At 45.8% G+C, this 22,791-nt stretch carries 20 protein-coding genes and 2 pseudogenes; 14 read left to right on the top strand and 8 right to left on the bottom strand.

All coding sequences use genetic code 11. The features are described from left to right. The 4 genes from HLM86_RS03720 to fbaA all read left to right on the top strand — a co-directional run. Positions 1 to 1,009: transketolase-like TK C-terminal-containing protein (locus tag HLM86_RS03720; RefSeq protein WP_303047973.1), on the top strand; the 1,009-nt coding region annotated here is incomplete at its 5' end. 148 nt (positions 1,010 to 1,157) lie between these two features. Beyond that, positions 1,158 to 2,183: an erythrose-4-phosphate dehydrogenase gene (gene epd / locus HLM86_RS03725; RefSeq protein ID WP_170882249.1), complete on the top strand. Its 1,026-nt coding sequence runs from the start codon at positions 1,158 to 1,160 to the stop codon at positions 2,181 to 2,183. Between the two features lie 147 nt (positions 2,184 to 2,330). Further along, positions 2,331 to 3,491, top strand: a complete 1,161-nt coding sequence (locus HLM86_RS03730) for a phosphoglycerate kinase (protein ID WP_170882250.1) — start codon at positions 2,331 to 2,333, stop codon at positions 3,489 to 3,491. A gap of 147 nt (positions 3,492 to 3,638) precedes the next feature. Next, positions 3,639 to 4,715 carry a class II fructose-bisphosphate aldolase gene (fbaA, locus tag HLM86_RS03735; RefSeq protein ID WP_076586012.1) on the top strand — a complete coding sequence of 359 codons (1,077 nt, stop codon included), beginning with the start codon at positions 3,639 to 3,641 and terminating at the stop codon, positions 4,713 to 4,715. A 99-nt stretch (positions 4,716 to 4,814) separates the two neighbouring features. Here the strand turns inward: fbaA and HLM86_RS20400 are convergent. Further along, positions 4,815 to 4,955 (bottom strand): annotated as a pseudogene (locus tag HLM86_RS20400) (immunity protein Imm33 domain-containing protein); the annotation flags it as partial. Between the two features lie 338 nt (positions 4,956 to 5,293). Here HLM86_RS20400 and HLM86_RS03745 point away from each other — a divergent pair. Next, positions 5,294 to 6,160, top strand: coding sequence for a mechanosensitive ion channel domain-containing protein (locus HLM86_RS03745; RefSeq protein ID WP_170882252.1), 867 nt, complete (start codon positions 5,294 to 5,296; stop codon positions 6,158 to 6,160). Positions 6,161 to 6,193: 33 nt separating this feature from the next. On the opposite strand, the gene HLM86_RS03750 is transcribed toward HLM86_RS03745, so the two are convergent. Together HLM86_RS03750 and HLM86_RS03755 are read right to left on the bottom strand one after the other, a co-directional pair. Continuing rightward, complete coding sequence (locus HLM86_RS03750; protein WP_170882253.1) at positions 6,194 to 6,676, bottom strand: YbaK/EbsC family protein; 483 nt, start codon at positions 6,674 to 6,676, stop codon at positions 6,194 to 6,196. Between the two features lie 4 nt (positions 6,677 to 6,680). Then, positions 6,681 to 7,310 carry a LysE/ArgO family amino acid transporter gene (locus HLM86_RS03755; RefSeq protein ID WP_170882254.1) on the bottom strand — a complete coding sequence of 210 codons (630 nt, stop codon included), beginning with the start codon at positions 7,308 to 7,310 and terminating at the stop codon, positions 6,681 to 6,683. 113 nt (positions 7,311 to 7,423) lie between these two features. Between HLM86_RS03755 and HLM86_RS03760 the strand changes: the two genes are divergently transcribed. The 3 genes from HLM86_RS03760 to HLM86_RS03770 all read left to right on the top strand — a co-directional run bounded on the left by HLM86_RS03760 (position 7,424) and on the right by HLM86_RS03770 (position 11,110). Then, complete coding sequence (locus HLM86_RS03760) at positions 7,424 to 8,320, top strand: LysR family transcriptional regulator ArgP (RefSeq protein WP_076586020.1); 897 nt, start codon at positions 7,424 to 7,426, stop codon at positions 8,318 to 8,320. Positions 8,321 to 8,415: 95 nt separating this feature from the next. Next, positions 8,416 to 9,108, top strand: a complete 693-nt coding sequence (locus tag HLM86_RS03765; RefSeq protein WP_170882255.1) for an oxidative stress defense protein — start codon at positions 8,416 to 8,418, stop codon at positions 9,106 to 9,108. Positions 9,109 to 9,235: 127 nt separating this feature from the next. After that, complete coding sequence (locus HLM86_RS03770) at positions 9,236 to 11,110, top strand: sensor domain-containing diguanylate cyclase (protein WP_290310887.1); 1,875 nt, start codon at positions 9,236 to 9,238, stop codon at positions 11,108 to 11,110. 33 nt (positions 11,111 to 11,143) lie between these two features. Here the strand turns inward: HLM86_RS03770 and HLM86_RS03775 are convergent, their stop codons facing one another. Both HLM86_RS03775 and pykF read right to left on the bottom strand, forming a co-directional pair. Next, entirely contained in the window at positions 11,144 to 11,803 is a 660-nt protein-coding gene (locus HLM86_RS03775) for a GntR family transcriptional regulator (protein WP_170882256.1), read from the bottom strand. Positions 11,804 to 11,966: 163 nt separating this feature from the next. Beyond that, positions 11,967 to 13,379, bottom strand: a complete 1,413-nt coding sequence (pykF, locus tag HLM86_RS03780; RefSeq protein WP_076586026.1) for a pyruvate kinase PykF — start codon at positions 13,377 to 13,379, stop codon at positions 11,967 to 11,969. Positions 13,380 to 13,810: 431 nt separating this feature from the next. Between pykF and HLM86_RS03785 the strand changes: the two genes are divergently transcribed. Together HLM86_RS03785 and glmS are read left to right on the top strand one after the other, a co-directional pair. Beyond that, positions 13,811 to 14,572, top strand: coding sequence for a DeoR/GlpR family DNA-binding transcription regulator (locus tag HLM86_RS03785; RefSeq protein WP_076586028.1), 762 nt, complete (start codon positions 13,811 to 13,813; stop codon positions 14,570 to 14,572). Between the two features lie 83 nt (positions 14,573 to 14,655). Then, positions 14,656 to 16,488, top strand: a complete 1,833-nt coding sequence (gene glmS / locus HLM86_RS03790) for a glutamine--fructose-6-phosphate transaminase (isomerizing) (RefSeq protein ID WP_170882257.1) — start codon at positions 14,656 to 14,658, stop codon at positions 16,486 to 16,488. Between the two features lie 188 nt (positions 16,489 to 16,676). Here glmS and HLM86_RS03795 read toward each other — a convergent pair whose 3' ends face one another. The 3 genes and pseudogenes from HLM86_RS03795 to HLM86_RS03805 form a co-directional block, all read right to left on the bottom strand. Then, entirely contained in the window at positions 16,677 to 17,411 is a 735-nt protein-coding gene (locus tag HLM86_RS03795) for a substrate-binding periplasmic protein (RefSeq protein ID WP_076586032.1), read from the bottom strand. 243 nt (positions 17,412 to 17,654) lie between these two features. After that, positions 17,655 to 17,845: pseudogene (locus HLM86_RS03800) on the bottom strand (transposase); the annotation flags it as partial. A gap of 116 nt (positions 17,846 to 17,961) precedes the next feature. After that, on the bottom strand, positions 17,962 to 18,633 hold the full coding sequence (locus tag HLM86_RS03805) for a type 1 glutamine amidotransferase domain-containing protein (protein WP_170882258.1): 672 nt from the start codon (positions 18,631 to 18,633) through the stop codon (positions 17,962 to 17,964). A 119-nt stretch (positions 18,634 to 18,752) separates the two neighbouring features. On the opposite strand from HLM86_RS03805, the gene HLM86_RS03810 reads away from it, so the two are divergent. The 4 genes from HLM86_RS03810 to HLM86_RS03820 all read left to right on the top strand — a co-directional run bounded on the left by HLM86_RS03810 (position 18,753) and on the right by HLM86_RS03820 (position 22,719). Then, positions 18,753 to 19,643: a LysR family transcriptional regulator gene (locus tag HLM86_RS03810; RefSeq protein ID WP_076586036.1), complete on the top strand. Its 891-nt coding sequence runs from the start codon at positions 18,753 to 18,755 to the stop codon at positions 19,641 to 19,643. A 210-nt stretch (positions 19,644 to 19,853) separates the two neighbouring features. Further along, complete coding sequence (locus HLM86_RS03815) at positions 19,854 to 20,060, top strand: hypothetical protein (RefSeq protein ID WP_076586038.1); 207 nt, start codon at positions 19,854 to 19,856, stop codon at positions 20,058 to 20,060. A gap of 42 nt (positions 20,061 to 20,102) precedes the next feature. Beyond that, positions 20,103 to 20,234, top strand: coding sequence for a hypothetical protein (locus tag HLM86_RS20290; protein WP_281249464.1), 132 nt, complete (start codon positions 20,103 to 20,105; stop codon positions 20,232 to 20,234). 598 nt (positions 20,235 to 20,832) lie between these two features. Next, positions 20,833 to 22,719 (top strand): PTS mannitol transporter subunit IICBA, encoded by a 1,887-nt coding sequence (locus HLM86_RS03820; RefSeq protein ID WP_076586040.1) that lies wholly within the window; start codon positions 20,833 to 20,835, stop codon positions 22,717 to 22,719. The last annotated feature ends 72 nt before the right edge of the window (positions 22,720 to 22,791 follow it).

Below are 22,791 nucleotides of genomic sequence, written 5' to 3' on the forward strand. Positions count from 1 at the left end.
TGAGCTGCCTGCCCAATGGCAAGAAAAAACCGAGCAAATCATTGCCGACCTGCAAGCGAATCCGGCCAACATTGCCTCTCGCAAAGCCTCACAAAATGCGCTTGAAGCCTTTGGTGCAATGCTGCCCGAATTCCTTGGCGGCTCCGCGGATCTGGCGCCTTCCAACCTCACTATGTGGTCGGGCTCTCAGTCATTGACGGCAGACGATGCGTCAGGAAACTACATTCACTACGGTGTTCGTGAATTTGGTATGACCGCGATCATGAACGGCATTGCCTTGCACGGCGGGTTTGTTCCTTATGGTGCGACTTTCCTCATGTTCATGGAATACGCGCGGAATGCCATGCGTATGGCAGCGTTGATGAAGATTCAGAATATTCAGGTCTATACCCATGACTCCATTGGTCTTGGCGAAGATGGCCCGACTCACCAGCCGGTTGAGCAAATCGCCTCCTTGCGTCTGACGCCGAACATGAGCACATGGCGTCCGTGTGATCAGGTCGAGTCGGCCGTGGCTTGGAAATTAGCGATTGAACGCAAACAAGGCCCAACCTCACTGATTTTCTCGCGTCAGAACCTCGCTCAACAAGAGCGTAATGCGGCACAAGTCGCGAACATTGCGCGTGGTGGCTACATTCTCAAAGACTGTGAAGGTCAACCGGATCTTATCCTTATCGCCACGGGTTCAGAGGTTGCTCTGGCCATCAATGCAGCGGCTGAGCTGAGCGCGCAAGGCCATAAGGTACGTGTTGTGTCCATGCCAGCGACGGATGCATTTGACAAGCAAGATGCGGCTTACCGTGAATCGGTCTTGCCTTCAGAGGTCACAGCGCGTATCGCAATAGAAGCGGGCATTGCTGATTTTTGGTACAAGTACGTTGGCTTCGGTGGCAAGATCATTGGGATGACGACCTTTGGTGAGTCTGCACCTGCGGGTGAGCTGTTTGAGATGTTTGGTTTCACTACCGAGAACGTCGTCAAGACAGCCAAAACGTTATTGAACGCATAACCGAGTTGATGTCAGCCGAGTCCATTGACTCGGCTTTTTTGTATCCAGTCGACTGCTATAGATGCGGAACTAGATGCGGAACTAGATGCGGATGATGGCGCTATCAGGTAATATTTGTGACATAAAAATTAAAGAGGGCAATGGAGTCATGCTAAAAGTTGCGATCAATGGATTTGGGCGTATCGGTCGTAATGTCTTAAGAGCGGTATACGAGAGTGGAAAAAGTCAGCAGATTAAGGTGGTTGCGGTCAATGAGCTCGCCCTGCCTGATGCGATGGCACACCTCCTTCAATACGATACTAGCCATGGGCGTTTCGGCAAAAGGGTGACGCACGATCAAGAACACATTCATATTCATCATGAAAGTGGCGAGTTTGATTCCATCCGAATTTTACATCTGGCCGAAATCGATCTTTTGCCTTGGCGGGATCTGGATGTGGATTTGGTCCTTGACTGCACTGGTGTATTTGGCTCCCAAGCTGACGGCCAAGCTCATCTTAAAGCAGGCGCGACGAAAGTCCTTTTCTCCCATCCGGGGGGGCCTGATCTTGATAACACCATTATCTATGGTGTGAACCATGATACCCTTAAAGCGCAACATAAAATCGTCTCAAATGGATCCTGCACGACAAACTGCATTGTTCCTATTGTCAAAGTGCTGGATGAAGCTTTTGGCATAGATTCTGGGACGATTACTACGATACATTCCTCGATGAATGATCAGCAGGTCATTGACGCCTATCACTCAGATCTCAGACGAACCCGAGCCGCCAGTCACTCGATCATTCCCGTTGATACCAAGTTGCATAAAGGTATTGAGCGAATATTTCCGAAATTTTCTAACAAATTTGAGGCTATTTCAGTCCGAGTTCCGACCATAAACGTCACGGCAATGGACTTAAGTGTCACAATTAATACAAATGTGAAAGTAAATGACGTAAATCAAACCATTATCAAAGCTTCTCAGTGTACATTACAAGGTATTGTTGACTATACTGAAGCGCCGCTCGTTTCCATCGACTTCAATCACGATCCACACAGTGCGATTGTAGATGGCAATCAGACGCGGGTCAGCAACGGTCATTTGGTTAAAATGTTGGTTTGGTGTGACAACGAATGGGGTTTTGCGAATCGTATGCTAGATACCGCTCTCGCCATGCAAGCGGCAGAATAATACAAGATCAGAATGGATAATTATTTATTTTTAACCTTGAAATAAATATTGATAATCTCCATATCTAGATCAGATTGAAGAATTGTTGAGTCTGGCTGGGAGCCGGATGAGAAATCACTTTATTTTTACTATTTGAGAGGACATATCATGTCTGTGATCAAAATGACTGACCTGGATTTAACAGGTAAACGCGTATTTATCCGTGCCGACCTTAACGTGCCAGTAAAAGATGGCAAAGTAACGTCGGACGCGCGTATTTTAGCATCGTTACCGACGATCAAGCGCTGCTTGGAAGCTGGCGCAAAAGTAATGGTGACCTCTCACCTAGGTAGACCGACAGAAGGTGAGTATGCCGACGAGTTCTCTCTACGACCTGTAGTGAATTACTTAAACGATGCGCTCGATTGTGACGTCAAATTGGCGAAAGATTATCTTGACGGCCTAGAGTTAAACGCCGGTGAGCTGGTCGTTCTTGAGAACGTTCGCTTTAATCAGGGTGAGAAGAGCAACGAAGCCGGGTTATCTAAGGCTTACGCGTCGTTATGCGATGTATTTGTCATGGATGCATTCGGTACTGCCCACCGAGCGCAAGCGTCGACTCATGGTGTTGGGATACATGCCCCAATCGCTTGTGCTGGTCCTTTGTTAGCGGCTGAATTGGAAGCGCTGAGTAAAGCCATGGATAATCCGCAACGTCCGTTGGTGGCGATTGTTGGTGGTTCTAAGGTGTCGACTAAGCTGACGGTGCTTGAATCCTTGTCTAAAATTGCTGATCAACTCGTGGTCGGTGGTGGGATTGCGAACACGTTTATTGCCGCTGATGGCCACAATGTTGGTCAATCACTGTATGAAGCGGATTTGGTGGGCACGGCTAAGACCCTCATGAAAGAATGTTCGATTCCTGTAGCAACGGATGTTGCTTGTGCAAAAGCATTTGATGAAAACGCTCAAGCGGAAATTAAGCATGTTTCTGACGTCGCCGACGATGACATGATTTTTGATTTGGGCCCTGACTCAACGGCCGCCCTGGCAGAGATTATCGCCAATGCTAAAACCATTCTTTGGAATGGACCGGTTGGCGTATTTGAATTTAAGAATTTTGAAGCAGGCACGGCGGGGATCTCAAAAGCCATCGCTGAATCGGCCGGTTTCTCAGTCGCAGGCGGCGGGGATACTCTTGCGGCGATCGATAAATTTGGCATTAAAGGCGATGTATCGTACATCTCTACAGGAGGAGGGGCTTTTCTTGAGTTTGTTGAAGGCAAAGTGCTCCCCGCAGTTGAGATGTTGGAATCTCGCGGCCAGTAATGGTAGGAGAGTGGCGTAGCCACTCCCTTGTTTGCTGCACGTCACACTCTTCTTTGTTAGAATGAGACAGGTTGTGAGCAAACGTTTGTAAGAATTTAAACTTAATCAGTTTTATTTTTAAAACGACAGATAAATAGGATTATATCCATGTCTAAGATCTTCGATTTCGTAAAACCTGGTGTTATCTCTGGCGATGACGTTCAGAAAGTCTTTGAAGTAGCAAAAGAGAAAAAGTTTGCGCTTCCTGCTGTTAACGTTGTGGGCACTGACTCGGTAAACGCAGTTCTAGAAGCCGCAGCTAAAGTGAAGTCTCCAGTCGTGGTGCAGTTCTCTAATGGTGGTGCTGCTTTCTTCGCTGGTAAAGGCGTTAAGCTTGAAGGCCAAGGTGGGCAAATCTTGGGCGCGGTTGCGGGCGCGAAATACGTCCACGCGGTGGCTGAGGCGTACGGTGTACCCGTTATCCTTCACACTGACCATGCGGCTAAAAAACTACTCCCTTGGATTGATGGCTTACTGGATGCGGGTGAAGCTTACTTCGCTCAAACAGGTAAACCTTTGTTCTCTTCACATATGATTGATCTTTCTGAAGAGTCCCTAGAAGAAAACATTGAAACTTGTGCTAAGTACCTAGAGCGCATGGCGAAAATGGATATGACGCTTGAAATCGAGTTGGGTTGTACGGGCGGTGAAGAAGATGGCGTTGACAACTCTGACATGGATGCGTCTGAACTTTACACCTCTCCAGAAGATGTGGCTTACGCGTACGAAAAGCTTAATGCAATCAGCCCGCGTTTCACTATTGCGGCTTCGTTCGGCAACGTTCATGGCGTGTATAAGCCTGGCAACGTAGTCTTAACACCAACCATCTTACGTGATTCTCAAGCCTATTGTGCTGAAAAGTTCGGTATTGCGCCTAACGCGCTAAACTTCGTTTTCCACGGTGGTTCAGGCTCCTCTGAAGCTGAAATCCAAGAATCGATTGGTTACGGTGTGATCAAAATGAACATCGATACCGATACGCAGTGGGCGACGTGGGACGGTATTCGTGCTTATGAAGCGGAAAATCGTGATTACCTTCAAGGTCAGATTGGTAACCCAACAGGTGATGATGCACCGAATAAGAAATATTATGATCCTCGCGTTTGGTTGCGTGCTGGTCAGGCTTCGATGGTGACTCGTCTTGAAAAAGCCTTCTCTGATCTTAATGCGGTTGATGTGTTATAACAGCCGCTGTGCAATATAAACAAAGCCCTCTAATGAGGGCTTTGTTTTTATCTCTGTTTAGTTCACTTTCTTCATCGATTTGAGTCGATTGATGCCACTTTATGGTGTGCCATGCCGTGCATATAACAGATGGACAAACCTATCACATCTATTTAATACCGCACCAAGGGAAACGCAGTGCCCATTACCACTGTTGTCTAGGTTCTCATCAGTTTCGTGATCATTCATGAATGTCCAACCGCTATAATTATCTTGGTCCTAGAGCGGTTTTTTTGTGCCGAAAATACCGGATTCCCTGCTTGTCGATAATGACCTTCTACGACCGTGAATAATTCCCTTGAACGATGCAACCTTTATACAGGCGAGTGGAAAAACCAGCCACCATTGCATAGTCTTTGTACAGCCAAATCGTATTTCACCTGATAACGCTTTGTTTTATCATGAAGTCAGGTGTCAACGCCATGTGTATTGCTAACGCAGTGCCAGGGTGAGAGGTGGTGATGGGGAGCCAGTGTGTGTTTCATAAAGAAAGCGTCCTGTGCAACCTAAGACCTTGTGCATTTATTGGAGAAAATATTATGGCAGTAGAGCCAACGGAAATCGACAATCCCATCGCTGATGGCCTCGCTCATGCAGAATTATGGATAACCCGCTACTCTGACTTATTGGTTCAATATGGTGAGAATATTATCTCAGCACTATTGATTATATTCATTGGTAATATTGTCTCCAAAATGGTGGCCAAGCGTGTTTCGACAATATTAAGCAAAAAAAATGTCGATCATGCGGTTGTCGAGTTTTTGCATGGTTTGGTTCGTTATCTTCTTTTTGTGATTGTCCTGATCGCGGCGTTAGGCAGGGTTGGTGTTCAGACAGCTTCCGTCGTTGCGGTAATCGGTGCGGCCGGTTTGGCCATTGGTTTGGCGTTGCAAGGCTCGTTATCAAATTTTGCTGCAGGCGTATTGATTGTTGCTTTTCGACCTTTTAAATCGGGTGATTATGTTGAAGTAGCCGGTGTTGCGGGCAGTGTTGAAGCAATACAAATTTTTCAAACGATTTTGAAAACGCCCGACAATAAAATGGTTGTCGTCCCCAATGCGTCTGTGACCAGTGGGCCGATCACAAACTACTCGCGTCATGACACACGTCGTGTTGATCTAACCATTGGTGTTTCATACCGTTCGGATTTAGAGCTGACCCAAACTGTCATTCGGCAAACCCTTAGCCAAGATGTTCGGATTTTAAAAGATCCGGATATACAAATTGGAGTGGTGGCTTTAGCCGACTCGTCGGTCAATTTTGTTGTTCGTCCTTGGGTAAAAGCGGAAGACTACTGGAATGTCTATTTCGATATGAATCTTGCTCTAAAGGAAGCCTTAGATAATGCGGGCATTGAAATTCCGTTCCCACAAATGGATGTGCATGTGACCAAGGTGGATACCTAGCCACGTGGATGAAAACGCGAAGCTCCTCGCGTGCTAGATCGCAATAACGGTATTGGGAAGCACAGACAATACCGTTTTCAGCGCTGAGCCGGAGAGAGCAATTGTGGCCTTGGGATCGCCGGGCGTGTACAAGATTTCACGTTGTTCAAATAGGGTCTTATCGACAATAATCGTGATGTGTTTCGGCATACCAAATGGACACACCGCTCCAGGTAGGCACCCAAGTTGTTCAGTCATATCTTCATTGGTGCAAATAGATGGGCGTTTGCCTAGGACTTGCTTGATGGCTTTAGTGTTTAGCCTCGCGTTTTTTTCCGTTAGATAAAGGGCATACCCTCCTCCTTTTAGCGCTAAGAATAGGCTTTTGCTCTGGATGCCTGTCCAGCCGAGCGCACGTGCCACGCGTTCATCTGTCGCGAAATCTAAAATGGGCTCATGACGCCACTCTTTATAATCAAGCTTAAGCTGATTTAATAACATCACGTTAGTCTGATAAATTTCTTCGATTTTGTTCATTAGCTTATCCATAATCGTGACCAAGTTCTGTGAGGAGCATGATTGCGATGGCAAACATCATGACTGCAACAATAAGGTCAATGGCTTGTTTTACCCGTGGCTTCGACAAGGTTGGTCCCAGTTTTGCGGCACCCATCGATAAAGTGAAGAACCAGACAAACGAAGCGCTGATGCTGCCTATTGTGAAATCCATTTTTTCCTGACCGTTAAATTGCCCGCCGATAGCGCCGAGGATCACCAAAGTATCAAGATATAAATGAGGGTTCAAAAGGGTAACAGCGAGAGCGCCTAACATAACCGCATAACGACCTTGCTTGATTCGCTGACTCACTGATTCTGGCTGCTTATTAGCAAGGAACGCACTTTTTAGTGACAGTAAACCATAGCCGATTAAAAAGACAGCACCCAAGAGGGTGGTGGCCATCAATAAGGTTGTATTTTGAGCCAAGAAGGCCCCACCTCCGAACACACCGATGGAAATGAACAAAATATCCAGCACACTGCAAATCGTCGCGGTGGTTAAATGATAATGTCGTCGAATTCCCTGATTCAGGACGTAGGCATTTTGCGCCCCAATTGGAATAATCATGCTGGCTCCCAGCGCGAACCCCTGCAGTAACACCCATATATTCACGTTTATTATTATCTCGTGACAGTCATTCAGTACACCGACAATAAAGAGGCTTGGTTGATAAGTATAATTAATGATTTTAATATACCATTAGAGTTACTTATTAAGGGAAGGCGATGCGAGGGTTGGATTACAAATGGATTGAAGCGTTGCAATCGGTGGTTGCTCTGGGCAATTTTGAGCGTGCAGCTGAGCATCTCCATCTGTCTCAATCGGCGGTTTCTCAGCGAATAAAACAATTAGAAAAGTTCTTGGCTCAGCCAGTTTTGGTCCGTGAGCAACCACCACGACCGACACAGGCTGGAAAAAAACTGCTTGGTCTCTACCATCGAATTCAATTACTTGAAAACGAGGTCATCCCTGAATTAACCAATGAGGAGGCACATCGGCCTTTACCTATCTCAATCGCCACCAATGCAGACAGCTTAGCAACTTGGTTGTTACCCTCATTGACGCCTGTGCTCAGCGAGCGAAACATTGCGCTTCGGCTGGCAGTTCTTAACGAGGTCAGGGCAATAGAAAAGCTCAAAAGTGGAGAAGTAACGGGTGCAATCAGCCTTGAGTCAACGCCAATATCGGGCTGTCAGGCGGATTATTTGGGGAGGGTTGACTATGTCTGTGTTGCCAGCCCAGCGTTTATAAAACGCTACTTTTCTCAGGGGGTGAATAAAGCGTCTTTACTTAACGCACCAGCGGTCGCGTATGATCAATATGATGAACAACACCTTAACTTTCTTGCACAACATTTTGACGTCTTACCTGATGCCATCACCGTCCATCAAGTTGGTAGTTCAGAAGCCTTTATCAAGATGGCCCTCGCGGGTGTTGCCTATTGCTTGATCCCGCACTTTCAAATCGAAAAGCAACGCCAAGAGGGCAGTTTAGTCGACGTATTGCCGGGCTTTCTCAGTTCATATTGTATCTACTGGCACCATTGGCAATTGGAGTCTGGAGTGCTCGCGGAAATCACGCAAGCTATTGTTGATTATGCCAAAAATGTGCTGTCACCCTAGTATTTCGTCAAAGTTGTGTCAGAAGATGAAATAAGACTCCTCAAGCGAGAACAAAGCGCTATGATGGAAAAGGTGATTAAATAAGGGGCAAAAGAATGAAAAGAGTGTCAAGTTTGGCGATTGCCTTCGCGGGCTTATTCAGTGTCAGTACGTGGGCTTCCACGCCAGATTTTCCACATGTCTCCACAACAGGCTACGGAGAGGTTGTGGCGAAACCGGACATGGCTAAGTTTGCCGTTCGTGTCACGGAAACCACAATGACCGCGGATCAAGCTAAGCAAACGGTCGACAAAATTGTGACCGACTTTTTAGCCGAGCTGAGTGAGCAGGGGATGAATTCAGACAACGTCACCAGCTCTAATCTTTATATTGCGCCCCAATATCACTACCCAAAAGATGGTAAGCCAGAATTGGTCGGATACCGTGCGACTCGAACGGTCAATGTCACTGTGTTTGAATTGGCCAACTTAAACCAGTATCTGGACATTGCGCTTAATTCCGGTATTAATCAGGTTGAAAATGTTCAGTTGCAAGTGAAAGAGCAGGCTAAATATCAAGACCAAGCGAGACTAGCGGCGATCAAAGATGCCAGTGCCAAGGCCAAGTCACTGGCGACAGGATTTGGTAAAAAGCTCAAAGATGTTTGGCAAATTAACTATAACATGACCAATAATCAGCCGGTTCTCATGCGTTCAATGGCCATGGATTCAAAAACGGAATCTAACTCGTATCAAGACTCGACTATAGTGATTCGTGATAGAGTGGATGTGATCTACCAGTTAGATTAACCATATTGAGCGCCTTTTTTCGCTGAAGTAAGGCGCTTATTTTATTTATCGTTTGTCACTAGAGTTAAACTTAACCCGTTTTTTAATCGGTGCTATACTGCTCCGCCTTCTTTCCGGGAGCAGCAGAGTGATTCAGCGTCGTAACATTTTTTGGCACTTGTGCATTACCACAATAGTATTTGTGTCAATTGTGACCACCTACTACGTGCACAGGTATCAGCAGCTCCAAAGCGACACCGTATTGTCAACGGCTAAGCATGCACTTAATCAACTCGCGTACAGCGAAAGAGAATATCGCAGTGCCCGCACTCAGCTGGTATCTGTTGTTGATTTGCTGGCCCACAGTAGTACCTTGAAGGATTACTTTGTCTCTCCAACGCCGACCAATCGCAATGATCTTATTGATGTTTGGTCTTCAGTAGCGTTAAACCATCAATGGTATCGTCAGATCCAATTGCTTGATCAACGTGGTACAGAACGGTTACGTCTGGATTACTTTTCCAGCGAAGCACGCATCAGTATTGACGGTGAACGACGCGACCAATCGCATCTCGATTATTTCAATTACGCTAAGACACTAAAAAATAAGCAAATTGGGGCTTGGGGAATTGATTTAAAAACCGCCGAAGGAAACGTGATTTACCCTTATCAGCCCAGTCTGAGACTGATTGCTCCGATTGATATTGAAAATCAACGTGTTGGCTATCTAGTGATGAATATTGATGTTTGGCACTTAATTTCACGTCTCAATGATTCACCTGATGATGGGATCCGCCCTCAATTGGTTGAGGGGCAGGGCTACGTACTGGCTCAAGATGACCGATCGTTACCGCTCGAAAATCCGATGGGATTTAGCCCGCAGAACATGGCAAAGCGTTATCCGAACAGCTGGCAACAAATTCAAAAGAAGAAGTCTGGTTATGTGCTTGAAAATCAACAGTTGGTGGTTTTTAATCAACTGCCGCTGTCGGAAGGAAAAACGCTTTATCAGGTGGTTAAATTTTCCCAAGACGATCTTGAAGCACGATGCGAGCTCGAATACCGTTTATTGATCAAAGAAGCATCGATTATTTTTCTGGTCGTGATCACGCTGATCATGCCCGTGACCAGCACCATTATTTATTATCGTAACCGAAGTTTGGAGAGTCAGTTAGCCAGAGCGGCTTTAAATGGCATGACGGCTGTGGTGATTTCTGATAAACATCACCGTGCGATATTGGTTAATCGCGAGTTTGAAACGTTGACGGGATACCGGCAAGAGGAGATGGCAGATAAGCACATGCTGGATATCTTACTCAGTCATGAGACCGAATCAGATCCTCTTCCTTCTTTGGCGTCAAAGAAAAAGTGGGAAGGCGAAATCAAAATTTTGCACCAGCAGACGGGGATTATCGCAACCGCCATCATACGTATTCAAAGTGTCGCAGGCAGGGGCAGTCGTTCCAGTTACTATATTACCTCGTTGATCGATATTTCACAGCGAAAAGAGCTTGAAGAACGGCTGAGAATATTGAGTGAAAAAGACGAGCTGACCCAACTATGGAATCGTCGAAAATTCGAAGTGGAACTTCGTAGCAGTACGAAATTGATGGAACGTTATCGGGACGCAAGAAAAGCGTGTTTGGCATTGCTCGACATTGATTTTTTTAAACGGGTCAATGACGAAATGGGCCACGATGAGGGTGATAGGGTTATCAGTCGGGTTGGGGCGATATTGACCGAAGCGTTGCGGGAGACTGACTTTATTGCCCGAATAGGTGGGGAAGAGTTTGCTATCATTATGCCGCACACCAACATTGAAGAAGCAGAGTTAGCGCTAGAGCGGGTTCGAATCGCAGTGGAAATGGCTCCTGATGTCCCTGTGACTATCAGTGCAGGTCTGACGGATCTGACAGGCAACAGTACCCGCTGTTATAAATGTGCAGATATAGCATTATATGAATCAAAGACATTAGGCCGAAACCAGATATCCTTATGCTACAGTCATTCAGAATTTGCGTGAGTGGAGATTCAAGGGCTTGAGTGAGCGTATCAATTAAGCGGCCTTTTCAATACTTGGTTGAATTTGTTTGATGGAAAGGGATAGCTGTCGGTCAAATTCTTGTAGCGCGTGTTTGAGGTTTTTTTCCAATACCGTTTTCATCAATTGTTCATACGCCTGAGTATCAAAATGACTCAGTTCGCAGCCCTGATGGTGCGCAAAATAGCGGTAACGCTTGATCTGATTGGCCAAATCTCTAAAAAAGTTCAGCATATGAGTAGAATGAGCAGCTTGCAAAAGCGAGAGGTGGAATTTCTGCTGACGTTCTTCTCGAGTTGACCAGTCAATGACCTCTGTTGAAAAATCGAGTCGTGACAACTGGTGGAATGAACTCAGTACATTCAACTCCCATTCTTCTTGTCCGTAAGCCATCGACTGTTCCAACAAGGTGGGGGCGATGGTTCGTAAGCTCTGATAGAGATCATGGAGTTCGTTGAGGCTCACACTTGCAACTCGAGCCCCTTTTTGCGGCTCGAGGCTAATGTATTTTTCGCATGCGAGTTGCATCAATGCCTCTCGTATTGGTGAGGCGCCAACTTGATAATAATTTTTTAACTCAGCGACACTGAGCTTCTCTCCGGGCTGAAAGATACCATATAAAATATCACGACTTATCATGGCTGATACAGTGGCAGTTAATGTTGGTCTGGACACGATCCCTATCCTCTCTATTTAGCACGAGCTCGTATTTTTAATGCACTCAAACGGGGTATCATTCTGTAATAATGATAAAATGAACAGTACCATCCGACAAGAGATAGAGATAAAAAAAGAGGGCTTAAGCCCTCTTAATCATTCGGCGTTACATTGTTCAGTGTTAAAGAACGTGAACAGATGCAGTGTTTGTTGTGCCTGAGGCGACTAAAGCACCAGAGACCATCACCACGATATCGCCCTTGGTGCCGAGCCCTGATTCAAGCGCCAGCTCTTTGCCTGCGACGTAGAATGCATCGGTGCTGTCGATAGAGTTGACCAAAACGGGACGAACACCTTTCGTTAGTACCAACTGTGCCGCAGTTTTTGCGTTGGTTGTCAGTGCTAAGATGTTGGCTGTTGGGAAATATTTACGCACTGAGCGGGCAGACTTACCGCCTTCAGTCGCCACGACAATAAGAGGCGCGGCCAGTTTCTCGGCTGTATCGACAGCGCCTTTACATACCGCTTCGGTAATGCGCAAGCGAGGGCTATCCAGACGTGAACCCAGCTCGGCCTTGAGTGCCGAATCGGTACGGTTTGCGATTTGTGCCATGATGGTGACGGCTTCAACGGGGTATTTACCTTTCGCTGTTTCACCAGAGAGCATCACTGCATCCGTACCATCCATGACCGCGTTGGCTACGTCACCTGCTTCAGCGCGAGTTGGGCGTGGGTTGTGGATCATTGAGTCCAGCATTTGAGTTGCAGTGATGACCATCTTGCGTGCGCGATTACATTTTTCGATCATCATCTTTTGAGCAAAAATAACTTCTTCTGCTGGTATTTCTACACCAAGATCGCCACGAGCAACCATGATACCGTCAGACAGCTCCAAAATCTCATCGAAGTTATCGACCCCTTCTTGGTTTTCGATCTTAGAGATGATATGGATGTTTTGACCACCGTTTGCCGCAAGCACATCTCGGATTTCTTGAACATCCGACGCTTTACGGATGAACGAAGCCGCGACGAAGTCGACGCCTTGCTCGCAGCCAAACTTAAGGTCACTCTTATCTTTATCAGATAGGGCTGGCAGGTTCACCGAAACACCTGGCAGATTGACGCCTTTGTTTTCGCCAAGCGCACCATTATTCAATACTTTACACTTAACTTCTGTTTCGGTGATGGCCACTACTTCCATTTCAATGAGGCCATCATCGACCAGAATAGTGTTACCGACGTTCAGATCGGCGGCAAACCCGGCATACGTGACGGCGACAGTATGTTGATTACCTACTACAGAGGTGTCCGTTGTGAAGGAGAACGTCTGACCTGCAACCAGATCGACATCTTCACCGTTTTCGAGCTTGATGGTACGAATCTCAGGGCCTTTAGTATCGAGAAGGATCGCCAGCTGTTTACCAGACTCTTCCATTACCTGACGGAAGTTCGCAATACGAGTGCCGTGTTCTTCAAAGTCACCGTGAGAGAAGTTCAGGCGCATCACATTCATACCTGCGTTGACGAGCTCTGTTAGTTTCTCTACAGATTCTGTTTTTGGGCCAATCGTACAGACGATTTTGGTCTTTTTCATGGAAGCAATTCTCCGGTCAATATAGTTACAATTTGAAAGTCATTGGTTTCGTTGAAGTCGCACGTTCTCACAGGGATTATAGGCCTCCCATATAGAAGAGAACATCACATCCATTGTTCGACTATTGAACTGAAAGTCTTTCATCAAGTTTAGTCATTTTATGACTAAACCTTTGGCACAATTCGCCGTATTTCTGTGACTAACCTCAGTGACATACGACTAGTTGCAAAAAAACAACGGTCAATTCTGTAATTTTTTTTCTTTTCGGTGCCGAATTCTACCACTGATCGATTTCAATATCACTGATTTAGGATTGTCTTAGGACAAGGTTTAGGCGCTAATTTTTTATTTTTTATCTCAAAATAAATAGACATTAAAGTTTCGTTTTGATTATAATTACTTTCATAACGAAACATTGTGACTAGTTAAAAATGTCGAAACGAAATACACAACTGAGAAGGCACACCATTTCCCACCTTGTGAATGAACAAGGTGAGGTGAGTGTTGAGGCATTATCTCTCCAATTTGAGACATCAGAAGTCACGATTAGAAAGGATTTGGCGTCACTGGAAAAAAATGGCCTGCTGTTACGCCGTTATGGTGGCGCGATCGCGCTTCCCAAAGAAGTCGTTAGTGATGAACTCAGTGAAAGTATTTCGGTTCGTAAGAGTGAGTTGGCTCAAGCCGCTGCTGGGCTGATCCGTGAATACAATCGCATTGTGGTAGACAGCGGCAGCACGACCGCTTCCTTGATCAAACAGCTTAACGGGATGCGTGGCTTGGTCGTCATGACGAACTCTTTGCCTGTCGCCAACGCATTAAATGAGCTTGAAAGCGAGCCGATTCTGTTAATGACGGGGGGGACTTGGGATGCGCACTCTGAATCATTCCAAGGACAAGTGGCCGAGTCGGTATTGCGCTCTTACGATTTCGACCAGTTGTTTATCGGTGCAGATGGCGTCGACCTTGAGCGTGGTACGACGACATTTAACGAGCTGATTGGCCTGAGTAAGGTGATGGCCGATGTCTCAAGAGAAGTTATCGTGATGGTCGAATCAGAGAAGATAGGCCGCAAGATCCCGAATCTGGAACTCAGTTGGACATCGATTGATATCTTAGTGACGAACAAAGACTTAAGTGATGAGAGTAAGAGACGTATTGAATCTCATGGCGTCAAAGTCATTTGCGCTTAACCCTATTTTAAATATTAATATTGTGCGTTCTGTAACCTTCGCGGGCTAAGAACATAACAAATAGAAACATTGCGGAGAAAGATATGTGTGGAATCGTAGGTGCCGTAGCACAACGAGATGTTGCTGAAATTTTAGTCGAAGGTCTTCGTCGTCTTGAGTATCGTGGATACGATTCTGCGGGCGTAGCGATCGTCGATGGTGAGTCCAACCTAACTCGAATTCGTCGTTTGGGCAAAGTTCAAGAGCTCGCAGAGGCTGTCGAGGCGGCTGAATTTAATGGTGGAACAGGCATAGCGCACACTCGCTGGGCAACACACGGCGAACCTTCTGAGGCGAACGCACACCCGCATCTCTCTGGTGATATTGCCATTGTCCATAATGGCATCATCGAGAATCACGAAGCATTACGAACCTTGCTTCAGTCTCGTGGTTACGTATTTGAATCTCAAACGGACACCGAAGTCATCGCCCACATGGTTGAATGGCAGTTACGCACATCGGAAAGCTTGTTAGAAGCCGTACAGAAAACAGCTAAGTTGCTTGAAGGTGCTTATGGCACCGTGGCGGTTGATCGTAGAGACCCATCTCGGGTGGTCGTGGCGCGATCAGGCAGCCCAATCGTTATTGGTTTTGGTGTGGGGGAGAACTTCCTAGCTTCAGATCAATTGGCACTTTTGAGTGTCACTCGTCGCTTTATGTACCTTGAAGAAGGTGATGTCGCCGAGGTTACGCGCCGTGACGTTCGCGTTTTTGACGCTTCTGGAGAGAGTGTTGAACGTGAAATCACAGAATCGAATGCAGAGCATGATGCTGGTGACAAAGGCCATTACCGACATTTTATGCAAAAAGAAATCTACGAACAGCCAACCGCGTTACTCAATACGATGGAAGGCCGTCTGACCAAAGATACAGTGGTAACAGAATCTATTGGTATCAATGCTAATGACATTCTCAGTAAAGTGGAGCACGTGCAAATTATTGCGTGTGGCACGTCCTACAATGCAGGCATGACAGCGCGCTATTGGTTTGAGGACATTGCAGGGGTGAGCTGTGATGTAGAAATCGCGTCAGAATTCCGCTACCGCAGCTTTGTAACGCGCCCAAACAGCCTGCTGATCACGCTTTCTCAATCCGGTGAAACCGCAGATACTCTTGCGGCATTGCGTTTGGCAAAAGAGAAAGGGTATATGGCGGCAATGACGATCTGTAATGTGGCCGGCTCTTCCTTGGTACGTGAGTCTGATTTTGCTTTTATGACGCGTGCTGGAGTGGAAATCGGTGTTGCATCGACCAAGGCCTTTACAACCCAATTATCGGCACTGCTAATGTTGGTGACGGCGCTGGGTAAACAGCAAGGCAGTATCAGCAAATCAAAAGAGCAAGAGATCGTTGAAGCGCTGCACGCTTTACCTCAGCAAATTGAAGGGGCGTTGTCATTTGAGAAACAGATAGAAGCCTTGGCCCCTGATTTTGCTGATAAGCACCATACTTTGTTCTTGGGGCGCGGTGAGTTTTATCCTATTGCGATGGAAGCGTCTCTGAAATTAAAAGAGATTTCCTATATTCACGCTGAAGCGTATGCCGCAGGTGAACTAAAGCATGGTCCACTGGCCTTGATTGATGCTGATATGCCTGTTGTCGTCGTAGCACCAAGTAATGAATTACTCGAAAAACTGAAATCCAATGTTGAAGAAGTGCGTGCTCGTGGTGGTTTATTGTACGTTTTTGCTGATGAAGATGCTGGTTTTGAAGCGGATGAGACTATGAAGATCATCACTTTACCGCATGTCAGTGCCATTACCGCACCGATTTATTACACCATTCCAATGCAGCTTTTATCCTACTATGTTGCCCTTATCAAAGGAACGGACGTCGATCAGCCACGCAACCTAGCCAAGGCAGTGACAGTGGAATAAAGATTCATACTGAGTATGAAAGTCTTGTTGTCGTACATTAAAGTTTGAAACTCGACAAAAAAGACTAGAACTATGACAATAAAGTTCGAAACTTTTCGATGCTTTTTTGTCGTAGTTTGCCTTTTACTCTGACAAGATTTTGCCCCTTTCTTCGTTAGATAATCTATACAAGACGATTAACCCTAACTTTACTTGGACCAATTGCTACGCACGTCAGCTTCAGATTTTGCTATAAGCGTGTCCAGTTCACCACTGTCTCTTAGTTCAATAATTTTTTGGTTAATTATCGGAACCAAATCAGCATGATCTTTATGGATATAATGATAGAGTTCTAGTTGATCAAGAGGAGGCCCAACCAGCTCCATATTATTCGCACCTAATTTTTGAAGAACTAAACTACCAAGTAGAGGGTTTGTTAGTGCAATTTGCGCTCGCCCACTAGACACAGATTGCATCATACTCTCAGGGTTATCAATCACTTCGATACTGCTCTTTTTCATGCCCTGAATGATTTTAGCGGTATGCTTAACCCCTCGAATAATAACCACTTTGTACCGACTTAACTCTTCTTTATCGTTTACCTTGATTCCACTGTTGCTCAGAGCGTACCCTACCGTTTGGAGAGAATAATAGGCCGTTGGAACACGAATAACATTTGGTGTTTGATCACCATACCCCCAGATCCGAGCGACTTCACCGGCTACCTTGCCTGAGTTTGCAGCACTTTGAGCTCTCAATCCAGGTAAAGGCTTCACCTGTAAATCGTAACCAAGTTGACTATATATTTCAGTCATAATTTTGGCACTAATCATCTGTTCAGGAAGGTTTTCTATTGAAGCAAACGTATAGTTATCTGCGTATACACTAGATGAATGGCTAATAAGTCCAACTGCCACTAAAAATATTTTCTTTATAATGTCCATGTTCTCTCACCTTGATTCCATCAATAGAGAAGTAGTAGTAGATGAACTAACCAGTGGTCAAACTTAATCTAATTCAAAGTGGATATTTATAATTAGCAGGTAAAGGGGACAATTTAAACTTGCATTAACCATGGTATGGAGAGAGGCAATTTAGACTCTGAACGATTCGGCGTTTTTCAAGGTAGTTGCCGTCATTTGCTTGTTTATTAAGCCGCTTTTCTTTCTGGTTGGAGCCGATCAGGCTTCAGCAGCTAGCTCTTTTTCACGCTGACTGGTACAGGTGTCTTTCTTGACGGCCTTACGCCAACCTTAGATCTGGGATTCGTGTAACCCGATCTGTCTGGCTACCGTATCAAGCCCACTTTATCTGCTAGCTTCAGGGCTTCTGCCTTAAATTCAGGGGAATGTTTAATTCTAGTTTTTGTCGTTGTCATTGTTCACCTCGTTAGTGCTTGTACTCACTGAACTCGGTGTCCAAAACTGCTGGGGCGGATCACTTTAAGAAGGCCCAAGAACGCGGGCCTGAGTTCAAGGAGACGCTGTTAGGCTATTAAGAGAGTAATTTCACCAAAGCCTGACCGACGGCATGAGCGCTGGTTGGGTTTTGCCCGGTGATCACCCGCTGGTCGATGATCACAAACTCTTGCCAAGGCTGAACCTTATTATATCGTGCAGATTGACGGGTTAGAGATTCTTCCAGTAAAAAGGGGATATCATCAAGAGTACCAAAGTCGATTTCCTCCTCGCGGGTAAATCCGGTGACCGACTTTGTTGCCAAAAGTGACTGACCGTCACTGAGCGTGATTGGTAGTAGAGCTGCAGGGCCGTGACAAACGGCGGCAAGGGTCCCACCTTGCTGATAATGCGTTGCAGCAATCCGAGCAAACTCTGTATTGCTGGCAAGGTCTGATAGCAAACCAAAGCCGCCGGGGTAAAAGATCGCAACGTAGTCGTCTGGGTTGAGATGCGACACAGGGATCGTGTTGTTGATTCGGTTTTGCAATTCCTCATTGGCCAGCATGGCCGCATTGACGTTATCTCCCTCGATATCTGTGCCATAGAGAGGGGCTTTTCCTCCCTCAATCGAGGCAATATCGTAGTCAAAACCTGCAGCCAGTAATTCATGGAGGACGTGGGTCAGCTCTGGAGCATAGGTTCCGTTGGCCTGATGAGTATTGCCCAAAGTGGCGTGATTGGTTACGGGGATCAGGATCTTCTTCATGAGTTGTACCTTCTATTATGTGATGAAGTGGTGACGACATAAACATCATAATTAATAATCATATGAGTGATAATATGGCTAGACTGCAAAATATTATTGCTATATAGCAAAGGTGAGTCATGGAGAGCTTTGAAGGGATCAATGAATTTATTACCGTAGCTGAGAGTCAGGGGTTTTCTGCGGCGGCGCGTCATTTGGGTTGCAGCACCAGCCATGTCAGCCGTCAGGTCTCAAAGCTGGAACGGCGACTTGGTGTGGCACTGCTGGCGCGTTCGACGCGCTTGATCAGCTTGACCGATGCAGGGCACATTTATTATCAGCAGTGTCGGGAATTAGTGACGGGCCTTCAGCAGGCCAATGAGCAGCTGAACTCGCAACAGGTTCAATTGAGTGGCACCTTACGAGTCAGTGCTGCTGGGGCTTTTGCGGAAGATTATGTAGCGCCGGCCTTGATGATGTTTGCGCATGATTACCCACAACTGAATATCGTCATGGATTTTAATACTCGGATGGTGAATTTTATCGAAGAGGGGGTCGATTTTGCAATCCGATACGGAAAGCTAAGTGATTCTGGGCTGGTGGCACGTAAGCTGGTTGATCGTCCTATGGCAGCAGTGGCGAGTAGAGCGTACCTAGATCAGTATGGTGAACCTAATCATCCCCAACAGCTCAAACAGCACAGCTGTATTGTCTCTAATAATGAACACTGGATGTTTGAACATCAAGGTGAACGCGATAGTGTTCGTGTCGATGGCCGCTGGCGAAGCAACAGTTCTCAGGCGGTGATCAAAGCCTGTGAGCAAGGGTTAGGGATTGCCTATATGCCTAAGAGCAGCCTTGCCAGTGCCATCAACACGGAGCGCTTAGTTCCGATACTCGAGCCGTATTGGGGAAGTGGTTCAAGCAGTTGGATCGTTTATCAAAATCGCCGATTTCTGCCGATGCGAGCACGCCTAGCGATTGACTTTTTAGTGTCGTATTTTTCTGATTGGAAGGAAAATCACGGTTAGTACGCCTGACCAATAACTTCGTCCATATAAAGGGCATCCCAGTGAGCCACTTATTTGAAATCAAGCACTCAGTTTACCCCTCAAACTGCAAGACAGTGCAATAGACGTCGATATTATATGACACCTGTTGATTAATTGGGTTTTTGCTTTTGTGTATAGTTCTTGTTCATGCATTATATATGCAGTGTATATACATTTGTGAGTGGTGACATGAGCAATAAGAAAAAGTCATCGAACAAAAAAGATAGCCAGTTATTGTTGCGTATTAATCGCCAAGAGAGGGATGCATTCATCTCAATTTGTGAAGATATGGATACGTCAGCAGCGCGCGAGATCCGCAGGTTCATTAAACACTATCTTGCTGACCACAAATGTCTACATACCCCAGAGTCTGGGGATGAGAGTGCCCAGACGTAACCTTTATTGAGCCTAGCTCACCAATGATTGATGGAGTTAATCATGGCTAAAGAGAAAAAAGTTGTTGAAAAGAAACAAGTGAAAACCCCAAACATAAAAAAAGATCTTAAGAAGTCATTGAAGAAAGCCAAAGCGAAAGTGAAAAAGATCAAAAAAGCACTGAAAAAAGCGTGACCCTTTTTATTGAGTGAGACAAGTGCTGAGTCAATAGTTTTGATTCGCCTTAACTAATAAAGCCGCCAATTGTGAATTGGCGGCTTTTTCGTTTCTCCATTATGAAGCCGAGCGATGTCGGCTATTGATTCGCCACACCAATCTTTCCCGTCTTACTGGAGTAATCCACAGTATTCCTGCGTTTATTAGAATGGCATTGATGTGTAATTAAATTACACAATGAATTTCATGGAAGTTTTCTGTTTTATTTTTGAACGATATTTGGTTGTTTATCATTCTTTATTTTTTAACTTGATATATTGAGGTGTTTTATTGTGATATATATCTACTTTATGATTTTTTAATTTTGTGATTATTGTGATCTAATTCAATTAATATAGTCAATAAAGGGCGCCCTAGTTGTTGTGTAATTTATTAACATGATTTTTTTGTGATTAAAATCTCACTTTATTATCTTGTTATAGATTCTTATTGTGACATATGTCTGCTTTTGTTCTGTTTAACTCGTGATTTGAAATCCTGTGTTACATTTTAAGTAATTCATAAACAAACACTTTGGTCAATGTGACCAGTCAATACTTATCGTGAGGTTTCTTTTATGTTAACACCAGAAGCAAAGACCAGAGTCCAAAGCTTTGGTCGGTTCCTCTCTAACATGGTTATGCCCAATATAGGTGCGTTTATTGCTTGGGGCTTTATCACTGCTTTGTTCATCCCGACCGGTTGGTGGCCTAATGAATCGTTGGCATCATTGGTGGGCCCGATGATTAAGTATCTGCTGCCGCTTCTGATTGGTTATACCGGCGGTAAGATGGTCGGCGGTGATCGCGGTGCTGTGGTGGGTGCGGTCACCACTATGGGTGTGATTGTCGGGACCGACATTCCAATGTTCATGGGTGCAATGATTGTTGGCCCCCTTGGTGGTTTAGCGATTAAACACTTTGATGCTGCTGTCCATGGCAAAATCAAAAGCGGGTTCGAAATGTTGGTCAACAACTTTTCGGCGGGCATCATTGGTATGGTGTTGGCATTGCTGGCTTATAGCGTGATTGGGCCAGCGGTCAAAGTTATGTCAGATGGTGTTGCTGTTGGTGTCAATTTTATGGTTGAGGCGGGTTTGTTGCCCCTTGCGTCTATTTTGGTTGAACCAGCGAAAATCCTGTTTCTCAATAATGCGATTAACCATGGTATTTTTTCGCCGCTGGGTATTCAGCAATCGGAAGAATTTGGGCGCTCTATCTTTTTCTTGATTGAAGCTAACCCAGGGCCTGGTTTCGGTCTTTTATTGGCTTATATGGCCTTTGGCAAAGGACTGGCCAAACAGTCGGCGTCGGGAGCATCCATTATTCATTTCCTTGGTGGTATTCATGAGATTTACTTTCCTTACGTATTGATGAATCCGCGTCTCATTTTAGCGGTGATTGCAGGTGGCATGACTGGCGTGTTTACCAATGTTGTGTTTGGCTCAGGGCTCATTTCCCCCGCGTCACCGGGTTCTATCTTTGCGGTACTGCTTATGACGCCGAAAGGTGCCTATCTTGGTGTCATTCTCTCGGTGGTGGCGTCAACGGCGGTCTCATTTTTTGTTGCTTCGTTACTGCTGAAAACGCAAACGGAGACCGGTGAAGAGGATTCATTGGAAGAAGCAACGGCGGCGATGAAAAACCTGAAAGCGGAGGCAAAAGGCGAGATGTTGACAGCGGTCGACTTGGCCGATGTTCGTTCAATTGTTGTCGCTTGTGATGCGGGCATGGGTTCAAGTGCCATGGGAGCGGGTTTATTGAGTAAAAAAGTTGAAGAGGCTGGTCTTTCTATTTCGGTTACAAATTTGGCGATCAACAACTTGCCTGCCGATTCTCAATTGGTGATTACCCATAAAGATCTGACTGAACGCGCTCGTCAACACGCACAACACGCATTGCACATTTCATTGACTAACTTTCTTGACCACGCAGCATACGACAATTTGGTGGCCTCACTCAGTGAGGCGCGCAGTGGTGATGAAAAAAAGCCTAGAGCTCCCGAGCAGGGGGCGGAGAGTGACCAAGATCTATCGATGAGACTGACCTCTGAGGCCATTTTCTTAGGACTGAAAGCGAATGAAAAAAATGACGCGATTCAGTTTGCTGGGGAGCAGCTAGTCAAGCTGGGGTATGTCGCCCCGGAATATGTTGAAGGGATGTTTGCTCGTGAATCCTTGGTGGCCACCTATCTTGGCGAATCCATTGCGGTTCCCCATGGCACGATTGAAGCGAAAAAGTACGTGAAAAAAACCGGCATCGTCTTCTGTCAATATCCTGAAGGCGTTCCATGGGGAGAGAACCCTGAAGATGTTGCGAAGATGGTCATTGGCATTGCGGCCAAGGGCGATGAACACAATATGGTCTTGATGGCTATCACCAATTCACTTGACGATGAACAAGCGGTCGAGCGTCTACAGAATACCGCGAATCCGGAGGACGTTCTGAACATCCTTAAGGCCTAGATCACTTCAAGCCTTGCTCCTGAGTAAGAGAGGCCAGTGTCCCACTGGCCTCATTTTTAGTCTGGATAGCAC

It is taken from the genome of Vibrio ostreicida, assembly GCF_013074385.2.
GTDB lineage: Bacteria > Pseudomonadota > Gammaproteobacteria > Enterobacterales > Vibrionaceae > Vibrio > Vibrio ostreicida.